The following is a 22,991-nucleotide window of genomic DNA, read 5'->3' as shown; positions in this document are numbered from 1 at the left end:
CTGCGTGAAACTCGCCGGAATGACCCGGTCGGAACAATCCCAGGCCAGCACCGCTTCAGAGAACTTGACGGTTCTACCTCCATCCGAGAGATCTTCACCCAAGACGTGTTTGCCTCGAAGGACGCCATCAAAGTCGCTCACGCCGATCATCGCGGCGCGGGCTGGATTCGCTCCAGTCATCCCGGCATCAGTTGGCATTAGTTGCGATCCTGCGTCACTAAATCGAACACCTGGTCCATCCGCATTGCTCGCAACTTGCGATAGTCATCCTCAAGCTGTATCAAGTCGTCATTCACGAGATAGACAATTCCCGGCGTCGACGCTAAGTCGATCGTCGGAACCAGCTTTTGACCAATCGGAACGAATGCAATGGCATCCGCGAAGCTCGGGAGCTTGCGGATTGCTTCGAGTCCCGGGTAACCGGTAACAACACCGCCCATATCGGAGATCAAGGAAACGCACAGTGCCTGAGTCTGCCGCTTGTAGGACCCGCGCAGTCTCATATACTCACCAAAGCCCTTGGGATCTGCGTAGCGCCATGCGGTCAACGTCATATGGTTGTGCCCTAACGCCATCGTTCGCGCTTTTGCCGACATGGTCCCTTGAAGCCTCGCTCCGAAGTCCACCAGAACCGGCCCGCGATGATCAACGATGATCTCAGCATGAGCCGGTCCGTCAACGATCTGAAGCGCCTGCAACGCACGCACCAAGTAGTCGGACAGCTCCTGAACGATTGCTTCTCTGCCCCCCAATAACCTCTCAAGTGAGCAGACCGACGACGCGCCCTCAATAGGAACAGTGTCATAGGTCCAGGCCTCCGTAACGAAAGCGTCCCCGTCGATCGATACGGCATTTACGGTGTATTGCTGGCCGTTTATTTTCTCCTGTCCGAGCGCGAAACGATTCAACGCTCCGACACGGTTGGTCTTCCCGACAATTGCGCTTAGAGCCCGCTGAATATCAGCATCTGTCGAACAAAAGAACACATCCTCGGTACCCGTGCTGTTCAGCGGCTTGATCACGATTTCGTCGAAACCGGCCTGATCTTTCCAGCTTGCTACCTGTTCCGCATCGTCGGACACGACTTGTCTGATCGATCGCACGCCTGCAGAGGTCAGCGCGTCAGACATACGCGCTTTGTTACGCCGAGCAGCCGACAGCGCGGTCCCATTTGAAGGTAAGCCCAGCCGCTCCGACAAAGAATCGGCGAGCTCAACTCCGGTCTCGCAGCCTGCTATAACGAACTCCAGCTCCCTGCCACGGAGAGCCTGAAGATGAAATTCAACGATCTCGTCGTACCCCATGGGCTCGCGGGGGCGAATGACTTCATCATACAGATCCGCATTGAAATGCGATTGGAATACGGGTGGAATCTGTGCAGCCGACATCACATGCACCGTTCCAATTCCATAACGCTTGAATTCTTCCGGCAGGTATCGGCCGGTAGAGTATGCGTCGACGATTGCACAATTCCGTTCGTTCATGCGGACCTCCGATACTGCAAGTAGACCTTGCCGACAGCAACAGCCGTAATGAGAATATTTCCAACGAACGTATGTGGCGACGGCGCGATGCGAGAATCAAAGTACTGGAACAGGAACGTAATGATAGGAGCGGTGGACAGGACCATGTTGACTGTGAAAGGCTCGACGCGCCGAATGCCCTCCTGGATCAAGAGCAAAGGAGCAATGATCGTGGATATCCCAATCGTTGCGATCGCAAACCAATGCTGTGAGATCCCAGGCACGATCGATGAATGGTCGACCAGTCCCAGCAGCAAAAGAATCGTTGCATAAAAGCGATGTGCCAGCACTTGTCGGCCAGAAAATCCGCTATCAAACAGCAGTTTGACAAGTATATTTGTAAGGGCTAGCGACAGGCCGGCCGCGATGGCCAGGACGATGCCAAAGGACGATCGAGCCCCCCACTGCACGCCCGCGTTGCCGCTGGCCGAGATCCAGATCATGTAGCTCCCGATCGTCGCAATCGTAACGCTCACGACAATATCGGATGCTGGAGGGGTGCCCTGGCGCCTGATCAGTGCGTTTAACCAAACTGTTGCGGTGGGCCCTAGTGCCACCATGAAGGCGACAACAATCGCAGGTTCAGCGTATTTCAGTCCGATAAATAGGCCGATCCAGCTTATCGCAGTCACCGCATTGAGCGCGACAAAGACCAGAAGCGACCATTTCACCACCCTTGCCTCGCCTGCCTCGTAGCGAGCCAGGAGATTGAACGTCAGACAAACCGCAGCGAAGGCAAGCAGGAGAGCGACGAACACATCTGCTTGCTGAAAATACGACGCCGCATAAACCTCGCCTCCCGCGCTCACGACGACATAAAGCGCCACAAAGAGAACGCCTATGGCGAATCGATTTGTCAATCGCCCGCTCTTCCTGTGCCCGCGGTGCGGCGCACGGCTGCCGGAGAACCAGACGCGTGCATCGGCTTCGAGGGGCTCTCCTTTCGACCTGGACGGACCGCGTTTCGTTTGAAATGTCACAATCCGCCTCTAGTATTTCTTTGTCCGGCAGTACCCAACACACGCCTCTCCAAATGCCGTGAACAGTTGCTTGCTGAGGCGATCGGTTGAGACGTGCCATTCGGGGTGCCATTGCACACCGATTTGCAGCGTCGGCGCGCCAATGATCGAAGCCGCCTCGACCAGACCGTCAGGCGCCCACGCCTCCCGCCTGAGCGCGGTGGCAAGCACCTCTATGCCTTGATTGTGCAGGGAGTTGACTTGCGCTTCGATGGCGCGGGCAACCGGGAAGAGCGCACCATCGGAGGATATCCTCACGCTGTGCGCGGCGTCGTACTGCCGGTCTCTTGGACGATCTGGTTTCTCGGCGTGCATCTGGCCACTTTCAGGCCTCCACTCCGCAAGCGATGGGCGGAGTGTGCCGCCGAAATAGATGTTGAGTTCTTGGAGCCCACGGCAGATGCCCAGGCGGATAGGCATTCCAAGCGCGATGGCGTTCTTAATCGTTACAGCAGAGAGTCTGTCCCGCGGACGGTCAAGGATCCCAACCTCAACGTCCTGCCGGGCAGCCTCTGTTAAGCACGCAGGCGCTCTCAGGACCGCAGGGTCGATATTCGATTCATCTCCTGTCAACACCAGGCCGTCGAGCCCGCGCATGATCGCCGGGCCGGCCTCACCGCTTGCATCTTCCGCGTCGATCGTCGGCAATATGACGCACGCCACTCCCGCATGACGAAGGAGCGCCTGCACATACTTGCGTCGCAACCAGTCGCGATGCACGCCGTCGACCAAAAGACGGTTCGAAGTGACGCCGACCACGGCTCGGGCTCTGTCTGGCTGTAGCAATGTCACGCCACTTGCCCCCTCGTGCGAGCGTCGGCAACGGACTGCTCATACAAGCGTCGATTTCGCTCCTTCAACTGAGTTATAACGCTAGGTTGACCTTGAGGTCCTTTGACGAAGAGCCCTCCCCCAGGTTGCGGCAACCTTCGCGTAGTTCGGATCCTGCATTCGGATTTTCTGAGCTTTGCGCAACAGCCAAAACGGGATACCCGGCGAAAGGTGATGTTCAAGATGGTACTCATCCAGATTCTGCCCAAGGATGGCCCGCTCGAGGAAACTTCCTTTCCGATTCCTGGTTAGATAGACGTTCTGCGTCTCGGTTTCGCACATAGGTGAGTGCTCGGCGAGCTCGATAAACCAGCCGAGGATCTGAAACGTGGTGAGATAGGGCACGATCCAAAACAGGATCACGATGTGGAGTAGCCCAACAGCATATGACCCGGCCAGCAGGCTAATCCAGAAGAGATAGAAGCCATACTTGTCGACAAGTATGCCTGAGCGGCTTTGATCCTCGGCATCTGTTATCGAAAACCGATTGGTCCAGAGATACTTCAGATACGCCACTGTCGCGCCGCCAAATATCGGCTTCCAGATGATGTTGAAAGCGTACCGCTCCGGAGCCTGCACGTTGTAAACGCCGCTGGCCAGGAAGAACTTCAGGTCAGGATCCTTGTCCGGGTCGCCGAGATAGGGATGATGCAAGTAGACGTGTGAGATCCGGTAGGCCCAGTGGCGCTGGAACAGGGGATAGGCAGCGAACAGAATGCCGAGGACATAATTCCAGCTCGTATTCTTCGCAAGCGTGCGGTGAGCCGCATCATGAGCGATGGTTGTCAAGCCGCGCTGATAGGCACCAATGAGAAGAACGGCCAGCGGGTAGAGCCACCATGAGACGGACACGGTCGCGAGCATGCACGCTGCGATGACAGCGTGATCTTTGGCGATATAAGCGGCTCCCGTTATGTTGTCGGGCCTTAGCGCGGAGAGCTGCCTATTGATCTCGCGGCTGAATTGAGCGGCCTCATAGCGTGATGACCTCAGTTTCCAAGCGTCTGCATGATTCATGAGAACCTCTTCCTGATCGCCTTGCAGGTCGTCAGATTGCGGAAAGGGCCTTGTCCAGATCGCGTTACGATGTCGTTGACATCTTCGATGCCGACGCAAAGTCGGATCGAGCCGCCAAATATGCCGGCGGCTTCGCGCTTTTCCCGCGGGACGGTGGTATGGGTCGTAGAAACAGGATGGGTCACGAGCGTACGGGCATCCCCTACATTCGAAACGTGGTACATCAAGTCGACGTTCTGGATGAACTTGCGCCCGGCCTGTTCGTCCTCCACTTCGAACATGACCATCGCCCCGTGTCCGTATGCGGGATTGAGTGTCTGGTCGACGGTTTCCCGATCAGCTCCCTCAAAGAGCCCCGGGTAGAAGACACGGCGCACTTTTGGATGCTCCTTAAGAACATCGGCCACGATCCTGGCATTCGCGCAGTGCTGCTTCATGCGAAGGGGCAGCGTTTCAAGCCCCTGGATCAGTTGAAAGCTCGCAAACGGGGCGATGGCCGCGCCAGTATCGCGCAACCAGGTCATGCGAGCCTTTAGGAGAAACTCGCTTTTTCCAAGATCGTCGACGTCGCGCAGCGCATTGCGCCAGACAATCCCGCCATGCGCGTCGTCAGGACTGTTGAACAAGGGAAAGCGAGAGCCTCCCCGGTAGCTAAACTTAGCGTTGTCGACGATCAGTCCGCCGAGCGTCGTGCCATGGCCGCATATATACTTCGTTGCGGAGTACGTCGTAATCGCGGCGCCGAGATCTGACGGCCGGCATACCAGTGGCGTCGTCGTATTGTCCACGACCAAGGGCACGCCGTACTTTCGGCCGATCTCCGCCAGCTGCTTGACGGGGAGCGGAATCAGACAAGGATTTGAAATCACCTCTCCGAACAGACATATCGTGCGATCATCAATGGCACGTTCGAACGCCTCGGGCCTTCGAGGATCTGCCGTCCTGACCCTGATCCCAAGACGCTTTAATGTATTGTGGAGCAGGTTCCAGGTATTGCCATATAGATACGGAGAGGCGACGACATTGTCTCCCACTTCGCCACTTGACAAGTTGACGATAGCAAGGAATGTCGCCGCTTGACCTGATGCGACGGCGAGCGAGTCGCTTCCCATATCGACGGCAGCGTACCGCCTTTCCAGCGCGCGGGTCGTCGGATTGATGATCCTCGTGTAGGTGAACCCATCAGCCTTGACGTTGTAGACGTCAGCAATGTGGTTTAGATCACCATCGAGTTCATAAGCCGTATTCTGGTAGATCGGCACTGCGACGGCTTTCGTCACCGGGTCGCGTCGGTAGCCCGCATGCAGGACAGCAGTCTCGACGGAAAATGGCAGCTGTGAGGTGCGTGCAGGCGACATCTCTACGCGAGACCCGCAAGTCTCCCGAGCTGACACCGATCCCGCCGACGGAGCCTGACCGGACCGGAAATATGTACGAAAAGCGCACCCCAACTGCTCGATCCAACTGGATTGGATTTCGCCGATGCAGCCGACCCGAAAACTCCGCGTCGCAAGGTGCAGTTTCGAGTAGATGTAAAGGTTGTGGGCCGCCAGGTGGCGATATAGCCCATCAAATCCTGCCTGGTCCGCGATTCCGGACGGCGCACTGAACGCCACGCAGACCGGCGACTGCAAGTCCGCGGACAGCAGCGGGGACACTACTCCTTCAAGTTCTTTGACGAGATCGTCTCTGACCTTCTCATATCTGCGGCGCCTGGCATGAATGCCCTCCTCGTACAGAATCTCCAACGCCTTTGTCGTTGCCTGAACAATGTGGGTGGGAGGGGTCGATCGCCACTCACCTGTGCGCTCGAGCGAGAGCCATTGATCTCTCACGTCGAGCACAAATGACCTTGGGTCTTGAACCGCTTTCTCCAGCAGCTCGCGAGACGCGATGACAAACGCTACTCCCGGCGGCCCTTCTATGCACTTGTTGCTCGACGTGACCAGGACGTCAGGTCCACCTTGGCTCAAGTCAATGTTAATGGCGCCAAAGGAACTCATCCCGTCGATGATGGTCTTCACACCACGTCGCCTCGCCTCTTGAACGACCGCGTCCAGCGGATTGACGATTCCGGTCGTCGTCTCGCAATGCACAAGACATAGGTGCGTAACGCCGGGATTCCGGCTCAGATGCTCGGCAACTTCCTGAGCGTCCAAAGGCTCCGTCGCTCGCTTGACAAGCTTCAGTGCTTCGACGCCCCACAGCCGCAAGATTTTGAAAATGCGCTCGCCATAGATGCCATTTACGCAAACGAGCGGCTTATGGGCTCTAGACACGAATGTAGACAGAGCGGCTTCCATCGCAAAAGAGCCGCCTCCCTGAATAGGAACCACCGAATAGTCGTCAGCATTTCCCAGCAGATTGAGCAACAGCCGCCTCATGTGGGCGGTCACGCCCTTGAACTCGCAATCGCGCGATGCAAGATCAAGCTGCATCTGGCTCCTGACCGCCGGCGACAACGACAATGGACCAGGCGTCAGCAGAGAGCGCTGTCTTGTCACACCATTCCCCTCAAGTTGTATTGGTCAATGGATCTGGAGCACGATCGCCCGACCGGGGGAGAGCCCCTATGGCGAGCTTCAGCTTGTTCCGTTCAAGAGCTTTGGGTCAAACGCCAACGATCGCGGTCGCGCTTCCGTTCGGCGTCTGAAAGCCTGCCGGACGACAAGCTCCACATCTCGTCGCAGATGCAGAGCGATCTTTCACAAAGCTCCTCACCGATGTCATTCAGATCCCCCAGGAATTAGCTTTGCGACCGCGCCTTCGAACGCAATTTGCACGACGCACTCTTGTCCGGCCATCACGCACGCACAGGTTTGAGCGCGGTCGCGTTCGTCGTGAACCGGCAGGTCGGCCGATCGGCCTACGTGCGACCTGCGCCATTCGGGCAAAAGGTTGAAGTTAGGATAACGATGCACGTCGGATCAGCGCGCACGGATACAGATCCGGGCATGGCGCACTTGATGATTGTCGTTGGTAACGGGACTCTTTCCGCGTGAACCTGAGACTTGAGGACATTCGCACACTGTCGCTCGTTGGAGGTTTTGGGACGTTGATGACCGTCGCTGTCCATTTCGAGATCGTACAACTTGACGTTAGGTGCGTTTCAACCCCCTCCGTGATTCCTTCGCGTGAATTTTTCCTGACACGCACCTCCATCTGGCGGCGACAAGCCGACGTGGGCGGCAGAGTGCGGAGATTCACGGCGAGCTAGCTAAGAATTTGAGAGTTCGACATCAGGATCGTCGCTTGCAAGCTCGATGCCTGCAGGTAGGTGAGATTGGCCTGATCTTCTCGCTTCACGCGGTGGAACAGGTTGACGGTTGACCAGAGCAGATCTTCAAGGTCCGGTGCGAGGCGGGTGTCGCTAAAACTCGGGACCAGGGCGTCGAAAACGTCGAAGATGGCGCGAGCGATCGCCCAGCCGTCGGGAAGCGGCCGGGTTGAGTTCTTCGCGCGAGGGACGGAAGCCATAGAGCTGCAGCTCATTGAGAGGGTGAGTGGTCGGGGATGAACTGTGCGGCGGTTCGAAGTCGATGTCGTCATGGTCGCTTGCCATGGGTGAGCTCCCTTGCCTGTTCGGCCGCTCCCATCGCGGCCTTGATGGCGATCATCCGACGGCAGGCGGAACGGACCAGAACCCGAAGCGCCGCGCAGGGCCGAAGCGTCAGCGCGAGATGGCAAAGTTCGCGGCTATTTTGTCTCGCGATGCAAAGGCGCGGGGCGCGCGCAGGCGGTGTCTGCCGACGAGCGGTGGGCCAAAGGGAAGCAAATTCCCCAAACGGCATGGCCGCGAAAGGAGTCGCGACCGACTTCTTGTTCCAGATCGGTCAAGCTACCAGGAAGCAAGTGTCAGCTCGCCGGATGCGGCAGGCTCGGAAAAACCAGGCCCCCCTCATCGTGCGCGAGAGATCGAAGCCCTACCGAGACGCCGCGGCTCGGTTTTACGAGCGCTCGGTGCGGCGCTAGCCGCACGCACAGGAAAAAGCGCTAAGCGAAAAACTCAAGCTACTGGAAGTCGGACTTCCTCTCGGACCTTTGTCATAGCGTCGTAGATTCTGATTTGGAGCATGGGACGGCGCTTCTTGAGCTCCTCCGCTCCGGCCCATGCTCCATCTCTGGTCGCGAATTCGGTTTTGAATTGTCCGTCGACTTCGAGCACATAACCAGAAGCGGGCAATCGACGAATGGGGGCGACCATTTTGTTCCTTTAGAGCGACAAGTCCGATCGATGGCCCTGCCTAAGCCGCGTCGGCTTGGCCGGGCCAGCAGGATGGTGAGGGGATATTGTGCAAAATCGATGGTGCGACGTTTAGCCGTCGAGAATTGAGCGCGCCATCAAGACATCCACTACGGCTTCCGCTGATTGCTCAGGCTTCTGGTCCACGGTCCTGAGATGAATCTCCGGCGTTATCGGCGCTTCGTAGCACGCATCGATCCCGGTGAAGTTCTTTATTTTGCTGGACTTCAGCTTTGAATAGAGGCCTTTTGGATCGCGCCGCGCGCATTCCTCGATCGGCGCATCGACGAAGACTTCTATGAACTCCTCCTTACCAAGCAGACTGCGCACCCTGTCTCGTTCGGCCCTATAGGGCGAGATGAACGAGCAGATCACGATCAAGCCGCTGTCCGCCATCAACTTGGCAACTTCACCGACACGCCGAATGTTTTCCACCCGGTCAGCTTCCGAGAAGCCGAGGTCGGCGTTTAATCCGTGCCGGAGATTGTCTCCGTCCAGCAGCACGGCATGCCGCGACATTGCAAACAGCTTTTGATCAACGAGGTTGGCAATTGTCGACTTTCCCGCGCCAGACAGGCCCGTGAACCAGATGACGCAAGGTCTCTGATTCTTGAGCGCGGCGCGCTGCCCCCTGCCCACGGATAGCGCTTGCCTGGCAATATTGGTGGCCCGCCGTAGCGGAAAGGCAATCATGCCGGCACCGACCGTACGATTGGTGTAACGATCGATGACGATAAATGATCCGGTCTTGCGATTGACATCGTAAGGATCGAATACCGCGGGCAGCGCGGTCGCAACATCGCAGAAGGCGATCTCGTTGAGGGGAAAGCGTCCCGGCCGCCAGATGCTCACAAGTGTTGACGTCGATCCGATGTCTGATTGCGGCAATGCTGCCGGAAACCGTCTGCGATCCAATCCGCAGGACGTAATTGCGTCCGGGAGCGAGCGGCTCCTTGTCCATCCAGATGAGATAGGCGGCGAACTGGTCGGCGACCTTCGGTCGTTCGCCCGGTCGCGACAGAAGGTCGCCACGGCTGATATCGACCTCGTCTTCCAGTGTAATGGTGATGGCATCGCCGGCTTCAGCGCCCGCAAGGTCGCCATCCTGGGTCACGATTCGCTTGACGCGCGTGGTTCGTCCAGATGCGGCGACAAGGATCTCGTCTCCTGCTGAGATCCTCCCGGACGCCACCGACCCGGCATAGCCGCGAAAATCCGGGTTGGGCCGGTTCACCCATTGGACCGGAAAGCGGAAAGCCTGGCTTGCGGTGCCGGACTGGATATCGATGCTCTCCAAATGCTCGAGCAGGCAGGGACCATAGTACCAGTTGGTATGTGCGGAACGGTCGACGACGTTGTCGCCATAGCGGGCCGAGATCGGAATCGGAACGAGCGAGGTGAAGCCGAGACCGGCAGCAAAGGCCAGATAGTCGCCGACGATCCGATCGAAACACTCCTTATTGTATGCGACAAGGTCGATCTTGTTCACCGCCAGGACGATATGACGAATACCGAGCAGCGAACAGATGAAGGAGTGGCGGCGGGTCTGAACCAACACGCCTTTGCGGGCATCGATCAGGATGATGGCGAGCTGGGCATTCGAGGCGCCGGTTGCCATGTTGCGGGTGTACTGCTCGTGACCGGGAGTATCGGCCACCATGAAGGAGCGCCGCGACGTCGTGAAGAAGCGGTAGGCGACGTCGATCGTGATGCCCTGCTCGCGTTCGGCCTCGAGCCCGTCCACGAGCAGCGCGAGATCGATGTCATTCCCGGTGCTGCCGTGCTTGATGCTGTCGCGTTCCAGCGCCGTGAGCTGATCGTGGTTAAATCATCTTGCTGTCGTGCAGCAACCGGCCGATCAGCGTCGATTTTCCGTCGTCCACCGAGCCACATGTGATGAATCGCAGCTGGTCCTTTGTGCCAGGCTCGACAGGTCCGGATGTCGCTTTGGAAGCCATCAAAAGTAGCCTTCCCGCTTCTTCTTCTCCATCGAAGCGGTTTCATCGGTATCAATAAGGCGTCCTTGGCGCTCCGACACCTTCGCAGTCTGCATTTCTGCGACGATGTCTTCGATCGTCGTCGCATCGGATTCAATAGCCCCGCTCAAAGGATAACATCCCAGCGTGCGAAAGCGGATCATCCGCATTTCCGCCGTCTCATTGCAGTTGAGCGGCAATCGCCTATCGTCGATCATGATCGTCGCGCCATTTCGACACACTATCGGTCTTTGCCTTGCGAAGTAGAGCGGGACGACCGGGATCTTCTCGAGCATGATGTATTCCCACACGTCGAGCTCGGTCCAGTTTGACATCGCAAACACGCGCATGGTTTCGCCCTGGCGGATCCGTGTGTTGAACAGGTTCCAGAGCTCCGGCCGCTGGTTACGGGGATCCCAGACGTGTCCGGCCGAACGGAAGGAGAGTATCCGTTCTTTTGCGCGGCTCTTTTCCTCGTCACGCCGGGCTCCGCCAAAGGCGGCATCAAATCCGTGGAGGTCGAGCGCCTGCTTCAGGGCGTCGGTCTTCATCACCTGGGTATGAAGCACGGAGCCGGAGTCGATCGGATTGATCCCGCGCGCGATGCCCTCCTTATTTACATGGACGATCAGGTCGAGGCCGAGCCGCTTGGCTGTCGCGTCCCGGAAGCTGATCATCTCGCGGAACTTCCAGGTCGTGTCGACGTGAAGCAGGGGAAAAGGCAATTTTGCCGGATAGAACGCCTTGATCGCAATGTGCAGCATCACGCTCGAGTCTTTTCCGATCGAGTAAAGCATGACCGGCCTTTTGAACTCGGCGACCACGTCACGCATGATTTCGATCGATTCAGCTTCGAGACGGCGCAGATGTTTCGGCAGCATATATATGTTCTTTCGATGCAGGATCGCTGTTCTTCGCCGTTCTACGGCACCAGCCCAGAGGAGAAATATCCGCGGCGGAAACGGCTAGCCAAGGCGCATGGCTCGTCTATCAGGTCAAGTGCCCGTTGGAGAGCAGACATACATCGTCGGCAGCCTATCGCATTCAACCGCTGGTGCAGGCCGACGCCCGCGTTGCACGTTATCGGCGTGCAGATCGGGCTCGTTGCGGGCCAAGGATCTCGGCTAAATCAGCCAGCGTGTTTTGATCGCAAGCATCCAGATCACCCTAAGCGATATTGAGGATCTGCTCAAGCTGCGCGACCTCGCCTCGCAAGAATTCGCCAGCCGCTATGGAGATGTCGGACGCGGAGCGATCGCGCCGGCGTGGATGTTCAACATGGCGGCACCTGGTCCGCCATGATTCAAGCATCGAGTCGACCTCGGCTGGATTCGTTCCGATTCGCACAATTGGCTCGGTCGCGCCTCCCCGTTACGTGGCCAATCGGGGCTTTCGGTAACGATCCGTTGCTATTCTTTGAATATTCGACGACGCGTCGAGCGCCCGTCGAGGCAATGCCCAGGCCGGGAAACCTTCGAAACAGGGCTATGGATAAGGCCATGTCTTCACTCTCTGCCGCGCAAAGTGACTCTTCGCCGTCGGTATCGCCTTTCAAGACACCTCGTCAAAGATGCCGACGCGCTGGAGCCTGCTCCGCGACAATGAAAGGCCATCCGGCACGTGCCAAGAAAAAGCTCTTTCAGCGCAGTTGGAGAGCCGATTTGCAAAATGATTTCAATGGCCATAAAGGGCGGCCCGCGAGCCGCCCTACTATGCCAGTTACCAGCGCGGCTCAGCAAGCTACCGCTGATGTCCGAGTCCGATTCCGAGATTTAAGGCCTTCTGGCGTAGCGCACCGACGCTGCGTTTGGTCATTTTTGCTATTTTTATGACCGGAGTCCGAGCCTTCGAATGGACTTTGAGCTCTTTGATCTCTGCCTTGGTCCACTCGCGCCGCTTAACGCGTTTCTTGGTTGCTTTTTTCACAATGAATGCTCCTTTTGAGAGGAGCGGCTTGTAACATGGTTTTTTTGGAGCGACGACCGTAAAAGGGAGGCAATCATAGGAACTCGCGCCATGCTGCAAGCTCGTCATGTGTTCAGAAGACAAGATCTCGGTACTGGTGGCTGCGCGATTCTAAATTTCATGCGGGTGCCGCGTTGAGAGGCATCACCATGAATTGGCGAATGAAGCCCTCAATCGATACCCGCTTCTTCGAAGCCAGACTCGCAGATTGAAACATATTGCTAGAAAGAGATGAGCAAGTAAATTGCATTGAGCCTGAACAGCTCCAAATCGGGCAGGTTCCTGATTTGTATTAGGTCTTGATGGATCATCATCGAGACGCTACGAGACGTCCTGGCGGTCTTTTTACTATGCTCGCCCTTCGCTGAGCGCGCTGCGTCGTCTAGATTCCGAGAGCCTCCCTTGGTGCTGGACGAGGACACCAAATCGGATCTCGTCATTGTGTCCGTCGTCCGGTCTCGGCTCAACGTGTCCGAGAGGCAACGTGTGTTTGTATGAACAGCTTCAGTTCTTTTGACGAAGGATGGAAAACGGAACAACGTTGTGGTTTCAGCGTCGCGATGATCCGTTAGAGCGCGCACGAGAGAGGGAGAGGCTTCGGCCGACGTCAAGATCAACGGCCAACGCTTCAGCCTTGATGGCCCGCTCTTCGTCCAATTCGCTTTTTATGTGATGTATATATATTCGCCAGAGAGACAAAGCTGACGCTTGATAGCCCTGGATCGCCGCTGTCAGGCACGCATCGAGCCTGATCGATGCGCGCCGATGTTCGGGGGACACGCAGCGCGCAACGCACGCCGAATTGCGTTGCGACAGATGCAGCCGCCTCATGGGCCACGTCAGTCCCGTGATACGATGCTTAGCCTCTCGGATCCGAAGCGGCCGTACCACCGAGCATTCTCCTCACTGCTCGGCCGGCTCAACCTTGCCGGATTATGCGACGTGCCAGCCGGATTGATTACGCGATCGATCGAAATTGCCATAATCGATGCGAGGCTGCAGCGGCCCGGCTTTCGTTAAGTCTGCGAAGGCGATTTCTCGAGGCGCGACTATGCAGCTATCTTGGTGTCGTAGATACTGCCGCCATCCGTGGTCCGACCTGCCGAGCATCGGTTTGCCTCCATCAACAGGCTGCTCGCTGGCCGACTTTACGATCGCGCGTCTCGCGGTTGCGCCGGGAAACCACTGGAACGCCCGAGTTAGCACTCACCTGCACCGCTGACCGCCGCTTGCGCATCGCGCTGGTCCATTTGCACTATTTGGACCGGCACGAGGGCTCATTGGCCTCGTCATCGGCGACGGCGCGCCAGGCCGCGCCATCGAGATCGTCATACTGGCCACTGTTCAGCGACCACACAAAGCCGAGCAGACCGATAGAGCCGAGCGCAAGGGCGAGTGGAACCAGATACACCAGGACTTCCATCAGACTGCCCCGCTCCTGCGCGCCCGCAGCGCATTGAGCATGACCAGCACCGACGAACCTGACATCGCCGCGGCGGCAATCAGCGGCGTCACCAGGCCGGCGATCGCAACCGGCACCGCCAGGACGTTGTAGACGACAGCGAGCCACAGATTCTGCCGCATCAGCCGCAGAGCCTTGCGCGAGTTCCTAACCGCCGTCATCACGGGTCGGAGATGCTCACCGAGGAAGACCGCATCAGCGACCCCCTGGCTCATATGGGTGGCGGTGACAGGCGACATCGAAGCATGGGCCGCTGCGAGCGCGGGCGCGTCGTTCAAGCCATCGCCGACCATCAACACCTTGTACCCCTGGCTCATCAGGCTCTCGACCCGCGCGACCTTATCCGTCGGCGAGACGTTGGCGCGCCACTTATGAATGCCGAGCGTTTCGGCCGTCCGCCGAACTGCTGGCTCGCGATCGCCCGACACAATCTCCACCGTGACGCCAAGGCGAGCGAGGCCCGCGACGACTTCGGCCGCGTCTGGCCGCATCCGTTGCCGGACGGCGAAGACGTGCTTACTGTCACCGTGGCTGAAGGCGACGACAGAGGCCTCGGGATCGCAGCACAGGGTCTCGTCAGCGAGGCTGTCAGCGCCGCAGAAGGAGGGGTTGCCAAGCCGGATCTCCGCCCCCTCATAGTAACCTTGGACGCCCCGCCCCGGCTCCTCTTCGATATCGGCCAGCGGCTCGCTTGCGCCGGCAGCTCGCGCCACGGCGGCGGCGACCGGATGGCGGCTCGACAATGCAAGCCGGCCTGCCAATTTGACGGCGTCGTCGGGAATGCTGGCGAGATTGGCGACATCGAGCTCCGGCAGTGTCAGTGTGCCGGTTTTGTCGAAGATCACCCGGTCCACGCCGGCAATACGCTCGATCGCGTCCCCGGCATTGAGCAGCACGCCGGAACGGAACAGTGCGCCGGAGGCTACCGTCTGCACCGCGGGTATAGCCAGGCCGAACGCGCAAGGGCAGGTGATAATCAAGACCGCGATCGCCGTGACGATCGAATCATGGAAGGTGGCACCACAGGCAAGCCAACCTAGCATCGTCAAGAAGGCAGTTGCGTGAACGATCGGTACATAGAGCCGCGACGCGCGCTCGGCGAGGCGCAGATAGTGCGAGCGCGCTTGCAGAGCGTGATCGAGTAGGCGGGAAATCTCGGCGAGCAGCGTATCTTCCGAGGCCGCCGCCGCGCGGACGCGCAGGGTACCGGAGCGCACCAATGTGCCGGCGAACACCGCGCAGCCAGGCGTCGCGATCACCGGCAAGGTCTCGCCGGTGATGAGGCTTTGATCGACCTCGGAGCGTCCCTCGATCACGCTGCCGTCGACGGTACAGCATTCGCCGGGTCGCACCAGCACGACGTCCCCCGGCTTGATCGCTGCCGCCGGAACGGTTCTGATCTCCGTCGGGCTTATGAACATCGCGGCAGTCTCCGCCTTAAGTGCGGCAAGGTTGCCGGCGAAGGCACGGGTGCGCCGCCTCATGTTCTGATCGAGATAGCGGCCTGCGAGCAGGAAGGCGATCAACATGACCGCCGCATCGAAATATGCATGCTCGGCATGAGCGATGGTCTCGATCACCGAGGTCGCCAATGCGAGCAAGATGCCGATGCTGATCGGCACGTCCATATTGGCGCGGCGCGCCCGTAACGCGGTAAAAGCGGAAGAGAAGAACGGTTGCGCAGAATAAGCCGCGGCCGGCAGCACGATCAGCGCGGAGAGCCAATGAAAGAAGTCGCGCTGCTCCGGCAGCATATCCGAGACATTGCCAGACCATACCGGGATCGAGAGCATCATAACGTTCATCGCGGCAAAGGCAGCGACGCCCAGCCGCCGCAGCAAGTCCTGCGCCCGCTCCGCCTCCAGCGTCTCCGCATTGTCCCGCTGAAACGGATATGCCCGATAGCCTAGTTCGGCGAGGCGCTTGATGAATAGCGCTGGATCGAGCGCGCCTGCTTTCCATTCGAGCGCCAGCCGGTTATCGGTGAGGTTCACGCGTGCCGAAGTCACGTCCGGAATGCTCGACAGATCGCGCTCGATCTTGCCCATGCAGCCCGCGCAATCGATGCCCTCGACCGCGAGGTCGAGTTGGACGAGGCCCGTGCCTGTCCTCTTCAAATAGTGCGAAAAGTCGATGTCCGCCTGCATGCCAATGTGCTCTCAGTCCAGGACGATGCGGTTTTTCGACAGAAACATGCGGCGACCGTCAGCCTCGCCCTCGATCAAGAGATCCCACTGCCCGACAGCGACCCCCTCGGCGCTGCCGTGGTAGGTTCCAGCATTTCCCTCCGCCACGTCAATCGCGCGATCGGCCCGGCGGTCGACCGGTCGCTCGAGCCGGGCCACGAAATTCATTCCGGCGAGAGGCGCGCCTGCGCGGTCGCGCGCCTCGATCGCAAGCACAGCCGCGCCGCCGGACTGCCGCTGGATATGTACCTGCACCTGCCAGTTTCGCTCGTTCTGCTGCCGTGCCGAGAGGATCTCACGCTGATAGGCGAGGCCCGCGCTATAGGCGCTGTCAACCTCTGTTCCCGGCAGCGTCGTGATGGCAAAGCGCGTCATGACCAAATTGGCGCCAATCACGACGGAAAAGAAGGCGAGCATGGCGATCAGGACAAAGCGTCCAGTGATGGGCCGCGCGGCCGGAATTGATGCGGTCATGGTAAGCTCCCGTTTAGTGGCCTTTAAGGCAGGACAAAATGATCCGTTGCGGAGGCGGCCTCGCCAAGGCCAATGTCGGTGACCCGAAACCTCACCGGCATTGACCGTTCCGACTTGTCGTCGGCCGGCGCAGTCACCAATATGCGCAATTCTGTAGTGGTATCGCGAGCCAGGACAATCGTCGGTCGTTCCACCGTCACCGAATCTACGCCGACGACGTGGACGGACGTTCGGGGCGGCCCATCGATGTCGATCGCGATGACACGGTCGAAGGCACGCTTGTTGAGCAAGCGCACCGTGTAGCCGTTGCGAATCGAACCATCGCTGAGCCTGACCGCCACGGGATTGCGATCGTGCAGCACACTGAGATCGAGCAGCGTTCTCGACAACAGCCCATAGAGCATGATCGCGCAGACGAGCGCGATCAAAGACGCATAGACGATCGTGCGCGGGCGTACCGGCTTGAAGACCTCCGACTTGCCTTCCATGCGGCGCCGGATATTGATGTCGTTGTCGTAACCGAGCAGGCGGGTTTTGCGCCCGATCTTCTTCATGACGGCATCGCAGGCATCGATGCACAGCCCGCACTGGATGCAGCCGAGCTGGGCGCCATTGCGGATATCAATTCCGGTCGGGCAGACTGCCGCGCATTGATTGCAATCGATGCAGTCTCCGATCTTTTCGCCGCGCGCGCGCAGATCGAACGATTTCTTCAATGAGCAGCGCTGCTCGCCACGATCGTATTTGTAGGTGACATTGAGCGCCCACTCGTCGGTGAGCGCGGCCTGGATGCGCGGCCAGGGGCACATATAAACGCAAACTTGCTCGCGCATGTAGCCGGCCAATAGGTACGTCGAAGCAGTCAGGATTCCGATCCAGATATAGGCGACCGCGGGCGCCTGGAAGGTTGCCAGATCGCGCACCAATGTATGCGCGTCGGCGAAGTAGAGCACCCAGGCACCACCGGTCCACCAAGCGATCATCAGCCAGATGGCGTGCTTCAGCACGCGCCTTGCCGCGATCCTCACTGTCATTGGCCGTGCGGCGGCCTTCAGCCGCGCGCGACGGTCGCCCTCGACCCAACGCTCTACCGCATAGAACAGGTCGGTCCAGGCCGTTTGCGGACAAAGATAGCCGCACCAAATCCGTCCGCCCAGCGCGTTCATCAAGAACAGTGCCAGGGCGGCAAGCACGAGCAACCCGGTGAAGTAATAAAGCTCCTGCGGCCACAGCTCGATGAAGAAAAAGTAGAATCGCCGGTTCGGGAAGTCGAGCAACACCGCCTGGTCGGGAGCGCCTAAGCCACGACGCCAGCGCACGAACGGCAGCAGATAGTAGATGCCCAGACACACCACCATCAGCCGCCATTTGATCGCGCGGAAAGTGCCGCAGACGCTCTGCGGATAGACCTTCTTATGAGCTGTATAAAGACGCCCGTCCTCGCCGACCGGCAGGTCATCGCGCGAAACGGTCTTGTTCACGACGAGCTTCATGGCCCGACCTTACATCTGGCGCAGGTGACTGACGTAGAGCTAGGTCAATGGGCCCCTGGGCTTCTCGACTCATCTCGCCTATTGTCCGCCACCAAGCGAATGCACGTAGACGGCAAGTGCCTTGATTGTGATGGGATCGAGCCGCCCGCTCCAGGCCGGCATGATGCCGGCGCGACCATAGCTGATGGTCTCGACCAGCGTCTCCTCGTCCGAGCCGTACAACCAAATGTGGTCCGTCAGATTCGGCGCGCCGAGTGCTTGATTGCCTTTGGCGTTCTCGCCATGGCAGACCGCGCAATTCTCGGCAAAGATCCTTGTGCCGGCTGCAGCATCGAAATTCGCCGCTGTTGACAGGCCTGACAGCGATCGCACGTAATTCGCTATCGTGACGATCTCATCTCTCTTGAGGATGCCATCGCGGCCGAAGGCCGGCATTTGTCCCTCATGCGCCTGGGCATGCCCGGAACGTGCGCCGAACTGGATGGTCTGCAGGATCTGGTCAAGCGATCCGCCCCACAACCAGTCATCGTCGTTGAGATTGGGATAGCCTTTGGCACCAGCGCCGCCGCTCCCATGGCATGGCGCGCAATTGTCCGCGAATATCGTCTTGCCGCGGGCGCGGGCCAGTGCCAGCAGAGCCGGATCCCGCTCGATCTCTGCAAGAGACGCGTTGCCGAGCAGCGCCATCTTCTCGCCCCGCAGTTTCTCGAGGCCGGCAAGGTCGTTGACGACGCTGGCGCGCGTCGAATAATGAAACACGCCGGTCGTGTAGCCAGAGAGGAGCGGCCAGGCTGGATAAACTGCCCAATAGCCCATCGCCCAAAGGATCGTGGCGTAAAACGTCAGAATCCACCAGCGGGGCAGCGGCGTATTGAGCTCCTTTATGCCATCCCATTCGTGTCCCGTGGTGGAGCGGCCGGAGATGCGATCAAAGTCGTCTTGGTCCGTCATGATCTGTCAATCCCGACGCAGCGGCATGCGCGCCGCAGAATCAAAACGCCTCTTGTTGCGGGGCCAGAGTGCGTAAACGACGATGGTTATGAAGATGGTGACGAACAGCGGCGTCCAGAGGGTCACGATGAAGCTTGACGCGAGGCTCTCGATGGAAATGACGGCTTTCATCACGTGATCCTCCTTCAGCGCAGATTGGCTTTTTCGTCGTAGAGCTTGAAATCGATCAGCGTGCCGAGCATCTGCAGGTAGGCGACGAGCGCATCGAGTTCGGTCGGATTGCCAACGCTCCCGTCGAAGTTGCGGACAGCCGCCTTGGGATAGCGCTTCTGGAACGAGGCGAGGTCCGCGCTGTCAGGATCGAGCTGGGTTTTCAAGTCGGCGATGGCGTTTTTGATCTGCTCCTCAGTATAAGGGACACCGACCGCCCGGCTGGTGCGCAGATGTGCGACCATGTCGGTCAGGTCGAGCTCGGTGTGCGCCAGCGACGGATATCCGGGCATCACCGACTGCGGCACGATGGCGCGCGGATTGATCAGATGCGTGACGTGCCATTCATCGGAATATTTCGCGCCGACGCGTGCGAGGTCCGGGCCGGTACGCTTCGAACCCCATTGAAACGGGTGATCATACATGCTCTCAGCGGCGAGCGAGTAATGACCGTAGCGCTCGACCTCGTCACGCAATGGCCGGATCATCTGCGAGTGACACAGATAGCACCCCTCACGTACGTAGATGTTGCGGCCCGCAAGCTCGAGCGGCGTATACGGCCGCACGCCGTCTACCGCCTCGATCGTACTCTTGAGGTAGAACAACGGCGTAATCTCGACCAGCCCCCCGACCGCTATCACGGCAAGGATCCCTGCGATCAGGATAATCGAGTTCTTCTCAAAGATCTTGTGTCGGTTCCAGAGAGACATGCGATGACCTATTCCGCGACTTGGAGCGCACCAGTGTCCTGGATTTGATCGGTTTCCTTTGCATTTACCGTCATCCAAAGATTGGCGGCCATGATCAGCGCACCAATCAGGAACATTGCGCCCCCCGCGGCACGGATGATGTAGAAGGGATGCATAGCCTCGACCGACTCGATGAACGAATATTCGAGGAAACCAAGCGAGGTGTAAGCGCGCCACATCAGGCCCTGCAGGATGCCGGACACCCACATCGCGGAGATGTAGAGCACGATCCCGATCGAGGCGATCCAGAAGTGCCAGTTGACGAGCTTGAGGCTATACAGCTGGCGATTCCAAAGCCAGGGAATCAGACAATAGAGCGCGCCGAATGATACGAAGCCGACCCAGCCCAGCGCGCCAGAATGCACGTGGCCGACGGTCCAATCCGTGTAATGACTGAGCGAATTGACGACCTTGATTGCCATGATGGGGCCCTCAAACGTCGCCATGCCATAAAAGGCAACCGAGACCACGAGCATGCGGAGCACCGGGTCTGTCCGCAGCTTGTCCCACGCACCCGAGAGCGTCATCAGGCCGTTGATCATGCCGCCCCATGAGGGCATCCACAGCATGATCGAGAACGTCATGCCCAGGGTCTGCGTCCAATCCGGCAGCGCCGTATAATGTAGATGGTGTGGGCCCGCCCAGATGTAGAGGAAGATCAGCGCCCAGAAATGGATGATCGAGAGGCGGTAGGAATAGACCGGGCGCCCGGCTCTCTTCGGAATGAAGTAGTACATGATCGCCAGGAAGCCGGCGGTCAGGAAGAAACCGACTGCGTTGTGGCCGTACCACCACTGAAACATGGCGTCCTGCACGCCGCCCCAGGCGATGTAGGACTTCGAGCCGAACACGGAGACCGGTAATGCGGGATTGTTGCCAAGGTGGAGCACCGCAATGGTGACTATAAAAGCGAGATAGAACCAATTGGCGACGAAAATATGCGGCTCCTTCCTTTTCACCAGTGTCGCCAGGAACACAATGAGGTAAGTGACCCAGACGATAGTGAGCCAGAGATCGGCGTACCACTCCGGCTCGGCGTATTCCTTCGACTGGGTGGCGCCGAACAGATAGCCGGTGCCTGCGATCAGGATGAAAAAATTATAGCCAACCACCACAAACCACGGCGCAAGGTCGCCAGCGAGGCGCGTGCGGCAGGTCTTCTGCACGACAAAGAAGGAGGTCGCGATAAGCACGTTTCCGCCAAACGCAAAGATGACGGCCGATGTATGCAGTGGGCGGAGGCGGCCGAAGCTCGTCCAAGGCAGACCGAAATTGAGTGCGGGCCAGGCAAGTTGTGACGCGATGAAAACACCGACAGAAAAGCCTGCGATGCCCCAGAACATTGCCATCACCGAGGCGAATTTGATCGGAGCGAGATTGTAATTCGGCCGGCCTTTGATCTCCGCCGGCGGCAATTGCGCCGGGCGTTCATAGTAGCGATTGAGGATGACGGCTGCGGCCGCCAGACTGGCGGCGGAAGCGAGCAATGCGTGGAAGCTAAACGCAGAATCGTGCCCCATCGCCCCTGCGAAGAAGAAGACGTAGGCAGAAACAGCGAATACCGACATCAGGCCTGCTTCACCCATCGTCATGGATTTCGAGGCGGGGGATGGGCTTGTCATGTCTTGGCCTTCTTGAAAGCGGCTTGCTCGGGAATCACATTTTTCGACGACGGAAACATTGAGCGCGATCAATCGCGAAAACGCTGCGGGACGCTGTCGATCTCACGAGCGAGCGCGCGCAGGGTTTGTTCGTTGGGGCAGCCTTTGAGGGGATCTACAGACTTATGCCGCTCGAGGTCGGCGGCGCAGCGAGCCTTGGTCTGGCACAGGCCGCATACCCGCTGCAGATCGCGCAATACGTCTCCATGGCAGGCGGCAAGCGTATTCTCCGAAAAGCCGGCAAGTGTGAGACGCTTGCTTAAGAGTTCAGGAGAACCCGGACTTTGCGCCATTCTTCGAAAGTCGGACGTGGACAGGTTAAGCTCACGTGCGATCGCGTCGATGTCCTGCGGGCTCAAATAGGCCAGTTCGGCTGTCCGGGACATGCTCGCTCGTAACCGGCTGAGCAGGTTCCTGACCCCCCACGGGCCACCGATATACGCAGATTGGCTAACCATGTGTTATACTCCTCGAAGCAGCCATAGCTGCCGGACGCAGACTTGCTTTTGACATGCATCAAATAAGACCCGTCTGTGGGAGCAAATCGTTCGATCCGGATCGCCCTGCCCGGACGAGGCTCGGCGGTGCGCTGCAACGAGCCCGCAGAACCGCAGGCCGCCAAATGTCGGGCGCGGTCCGCTCTGATGTCGCGGACAACAGGGGCCTGCTCAGTTGGCGGCAATGTCGCGGGCTGTTCTCTCGAACCGACGCTCGGAAGATGTGTTCCAGGATCGCACCTGGATTTGCAGACTGTCCCCGCGATCAAGATTCGCGGACTACCCTAGCTGAACTCAGGCTAACCACCCCATGCCGGCGGCAATGCAGGCGGGGTTCGAAGCTCCATCGCATCGGCGAAGATGGTCCAATCGCGGACACCTTTTTCCTTGCAGAAATCGGTCTCTGCCTGCTGTGCAGCAGAACTCAGCGAGGCGGCATCCACCCTGAACGCTGCCTGACACGCATGATGCTCGTAACCGGTATCGTCACAAACGGTCTTAATGAACCGAACGCTAAATGAAGGCATGAGACCCCTCTTCCTCTGCGTCTGCGTCTGCGTCTGCTTATCCCCCATTCTGCCATTCGCGCCAGGAGAGTATTTGATCTGTCTCAAGCGCCATCCCGAAGAGATTGTCTGCTCCGTTCGTCGAGATAAAGTCGAGACTGGGCAGCGTGATGCGAGCGCTCTTTTTGTCCTGCAGAATCTGCAATCGCTATCCGTCCAGGTTTGGCG

16 protein-coding genes and 3 pseudogenes are annotated in these 22,991 nt (G+C 58.8%); all 19 read right to left on the bottom strand.

Annotated elements, in window-relative coordinates; all coding sequences use genetic code 11:
- Positions 1-197: 197 nt before the first annotated feature.
- On the bottom strand, positions 198-1,484 hold the full coding sequence (locus tag ACVWW1_RS42425) for an ATP-grasp domain-containing protein (protein ID WP_456659983.1): 1,287 nt from the start codon (positions 1,482-1,484) through the stop codon (positions 198-200).
- Positions 1,481-2,383, bottom strand: coding sequence for an EamA family transporter (locus ACVWW1_RS42420; protein ID WP_456659982.1), 903 nt, complete (start codon positions 2,381-2,383; stop codon positions 1,481-1,483). Before ACVWW1_RS42420 ends, ACVWW1_RS42425 begins: the two co-directional genes overlap by 4 nt.
- A gap of 129 nt (positions 2,384-2,512) precedes the next feature.
- Entirely contained in the window at positions 2,513-3,301 is a 789-nt protein-coding gene (locus ACVWW1_RS42415) for a gamma-glutamyl-gamma-aminobutyrate hydrolase family protein (RefSeq protein WP_456659981.1), read from the bottom strand.
- 29 nt (positions 3,302-3,330) lie between these two features.
- Positions 3,331-4,390 (bottom strand): annotated as a pseudogene (rtxC, locus tag ACVWW1_RS42410) (dhydrorhizobitoxine desaturase).
- Entirely contained in the window at positions 4,387-6,828 is a 2,442-nt protein-coding gene (locus ACVWW1_RS42405; protein WP_456659980.1) for a 2-aminoethylphosphonate--pyruvate transaminase, read from the bottom strand. The pseudogene rtxC and the gene ACVWW1_RS42405 overlap by 4 nt, the downstream one beginning before the upstream one ends.
- An 868-nt stretch (positions 6,829-7,696) precedes the next feature.
- Positions 7,697-7,952 (bottom strand): annotated as a pseudogene (locus tag ACVWW1_RS42400) (hypothetical protein); the annotation flags it as partial.
- A gap of 753 nt (positions 7,953-8,705) precedes the next feature.
- Positions 8,706-10,591 (bottom strand): annotated as a pseudogene (cysN, locus tag ACVWW1_RS42395) (sulfate adenylyltransferase subunit CysN).
- The gene (cysD, locus tag ACVWW1_RS42390; protein ID WP_456659979.1) at positions 10,591-11,490 is read right to left on the bottom strand and encodes a sulfate adenylyltransferase subunit CysD; all 900 of its coding nucleotides are present in this window, start codon (positions 11,488-11,490) and stop codon (positions 10,591-10,593) included. The pseudogene cysN and the gene cysD overlap by 1 nt, the downstream one beginning before the upstream one ends.
- An 859-nt stretch (positions 11,491-12,349) precedes the next feature.
- Complete coding sequence (locus tag ACVWW1_RS42385) at positions 12,350-12,535, bottom strand: hypothetical protein (RefSeq protein ID WP_429033351.1); 186 nt, start codon at positions 12,533-12,535, stop codon at positions 12,350-12,352.
- Positions 12,536-13,829: 1,294 nt separating this feature from the next.
- Positions 13,830-13,997, bottom strand: coding sequence for a cbb3-type cytochrome oxidase assembly protein CcoS (gene ccoS, locus ACVWW1_RS42380; protein WP_429033348.1), 168 nt, complete (start codon positions 13,995-13,997; stop codon positions 13,830-13,832).
- Positions 13,997-16,183, bottom strand: coding sequence for a heavy metal translocating P-type ATPase (locus tag ACVWW1_RS42375; protein WP_456659978.1), 2,187 nt, complete (start codon positions 16,181-16,183; stop codon positions 13,997-13,999). Before ACVWW1_RS42375 ends, ccoS begins: the two co-directional genes overlap by 1 nt.
- Before the next feature lie 12 nt (positions 16,184-16,195).
- Positions 16,196-16,696, bottom strand: a complete 501-nt coding sequence (locus ACVWW1_RS42370; protein WP_456659977.1) for a FixH family protein — start codon at positions 16,694-16,696, stop codon at positions 16,196-16,198.
- A gap of 23 nt (positions 16,697-16,719) precedes the next feature.
- Complete coding sequence (ccoG, locus tag ACVWW1_RS42365; RefSeq protein WP_456659976.1) at positions 16,720-18,189, bottom strand: cytochrome c oxidase accessory protein CcoG; 1,470 nt, start codon at positions 18,187-18,189, stop codon at positions 16,720-16,722.
- A gap of 78 nt (positions 18,190-18,267) precedes the next feature.
- Positions 18,268-19,140, bottom strand: coding sequence for a cytochrome-c oxidase, cbb3-type subunit III (gene ccoP / locus ACVWW1_RS42360; RefSeq protein WP_456659975.1), 873 nt, complete (start codon positions 19,138-19,140; stop codon positions 18,268-18,270).
- Positions 19,141-19,146: 6 nt separating this feature from the next.
- Positions 19,147-19,311, bottom strand: coding sequence for a cbb3-type cytochrome c oxidase subunit 3 (locus tag ACVWW1_RS42355; protein WP_429033336.1), 165 nt, complete (start codon positions 19,309-19,311; stop codon positions 19,147-19,149).
- A 14-nt stretch (positions 19,312-19,325) separates the two neighbouring features.
- On the bottom strand, positions 19,326-20,060 hold the full coding sequence (ccoO, locus tag ACVWW1_RS42350) for a cytochrome-c oxidase, cbb3-type subunit II (protein WP_456659974.1): 735 nt from the start codon (positions 20,058-20,060) through the stop codon (positions 19,326-19,328).
- 8 nt (positions 20,061-20,068) lie between these two features.
- Complete coding sequence (ccoN, locus tag ACVWW1_RS42345) at positions 20,069-21,721, bottom strand: cytochrome-c oxidase, cbb3-type subunit I (protein ID WP_456660804.1); 1,653 nt, start codon at positions 21,719-21,721, stop codon at positions 20,069-20,071.
- Between the two features lie 68 nt (positions 21,722-21,789).
- Positions 21,790-22,146, bottom strand: coding sequence for a hypothetical protein (locus ACVWW1_RS42340; RefSeq protein ID WP_456659973.1), 357 nt, complete (start codon positions 22,144-22,146; stop codon positions 21,790-21,792).
- A gap of 410 nt (positions 22,147-22,556) precedes the next feature.
- On the bottom strand, positions 22,557-22,784 hold the full coding sequence (locus ACVWW1_RS42335; protein ID WP_456659972.1) for a hypothetical protein: 228 nt from the start codon (positions 22,782-22,784) through the stop codon (positions 22,557-22,559).
- Positions 22,785-22,991 lie beyond the last annotated feature (207 nt).

The sequence above is a fragment of the Bradyrhizobium sp. JR3.5 genome (genome assembly GCF_054057015.1).
The sequence above is the reverse complement of the archived record's forward strand: the minus strand, read 5'-3'. Positions and strand labels throughout refer to the sequence as shown.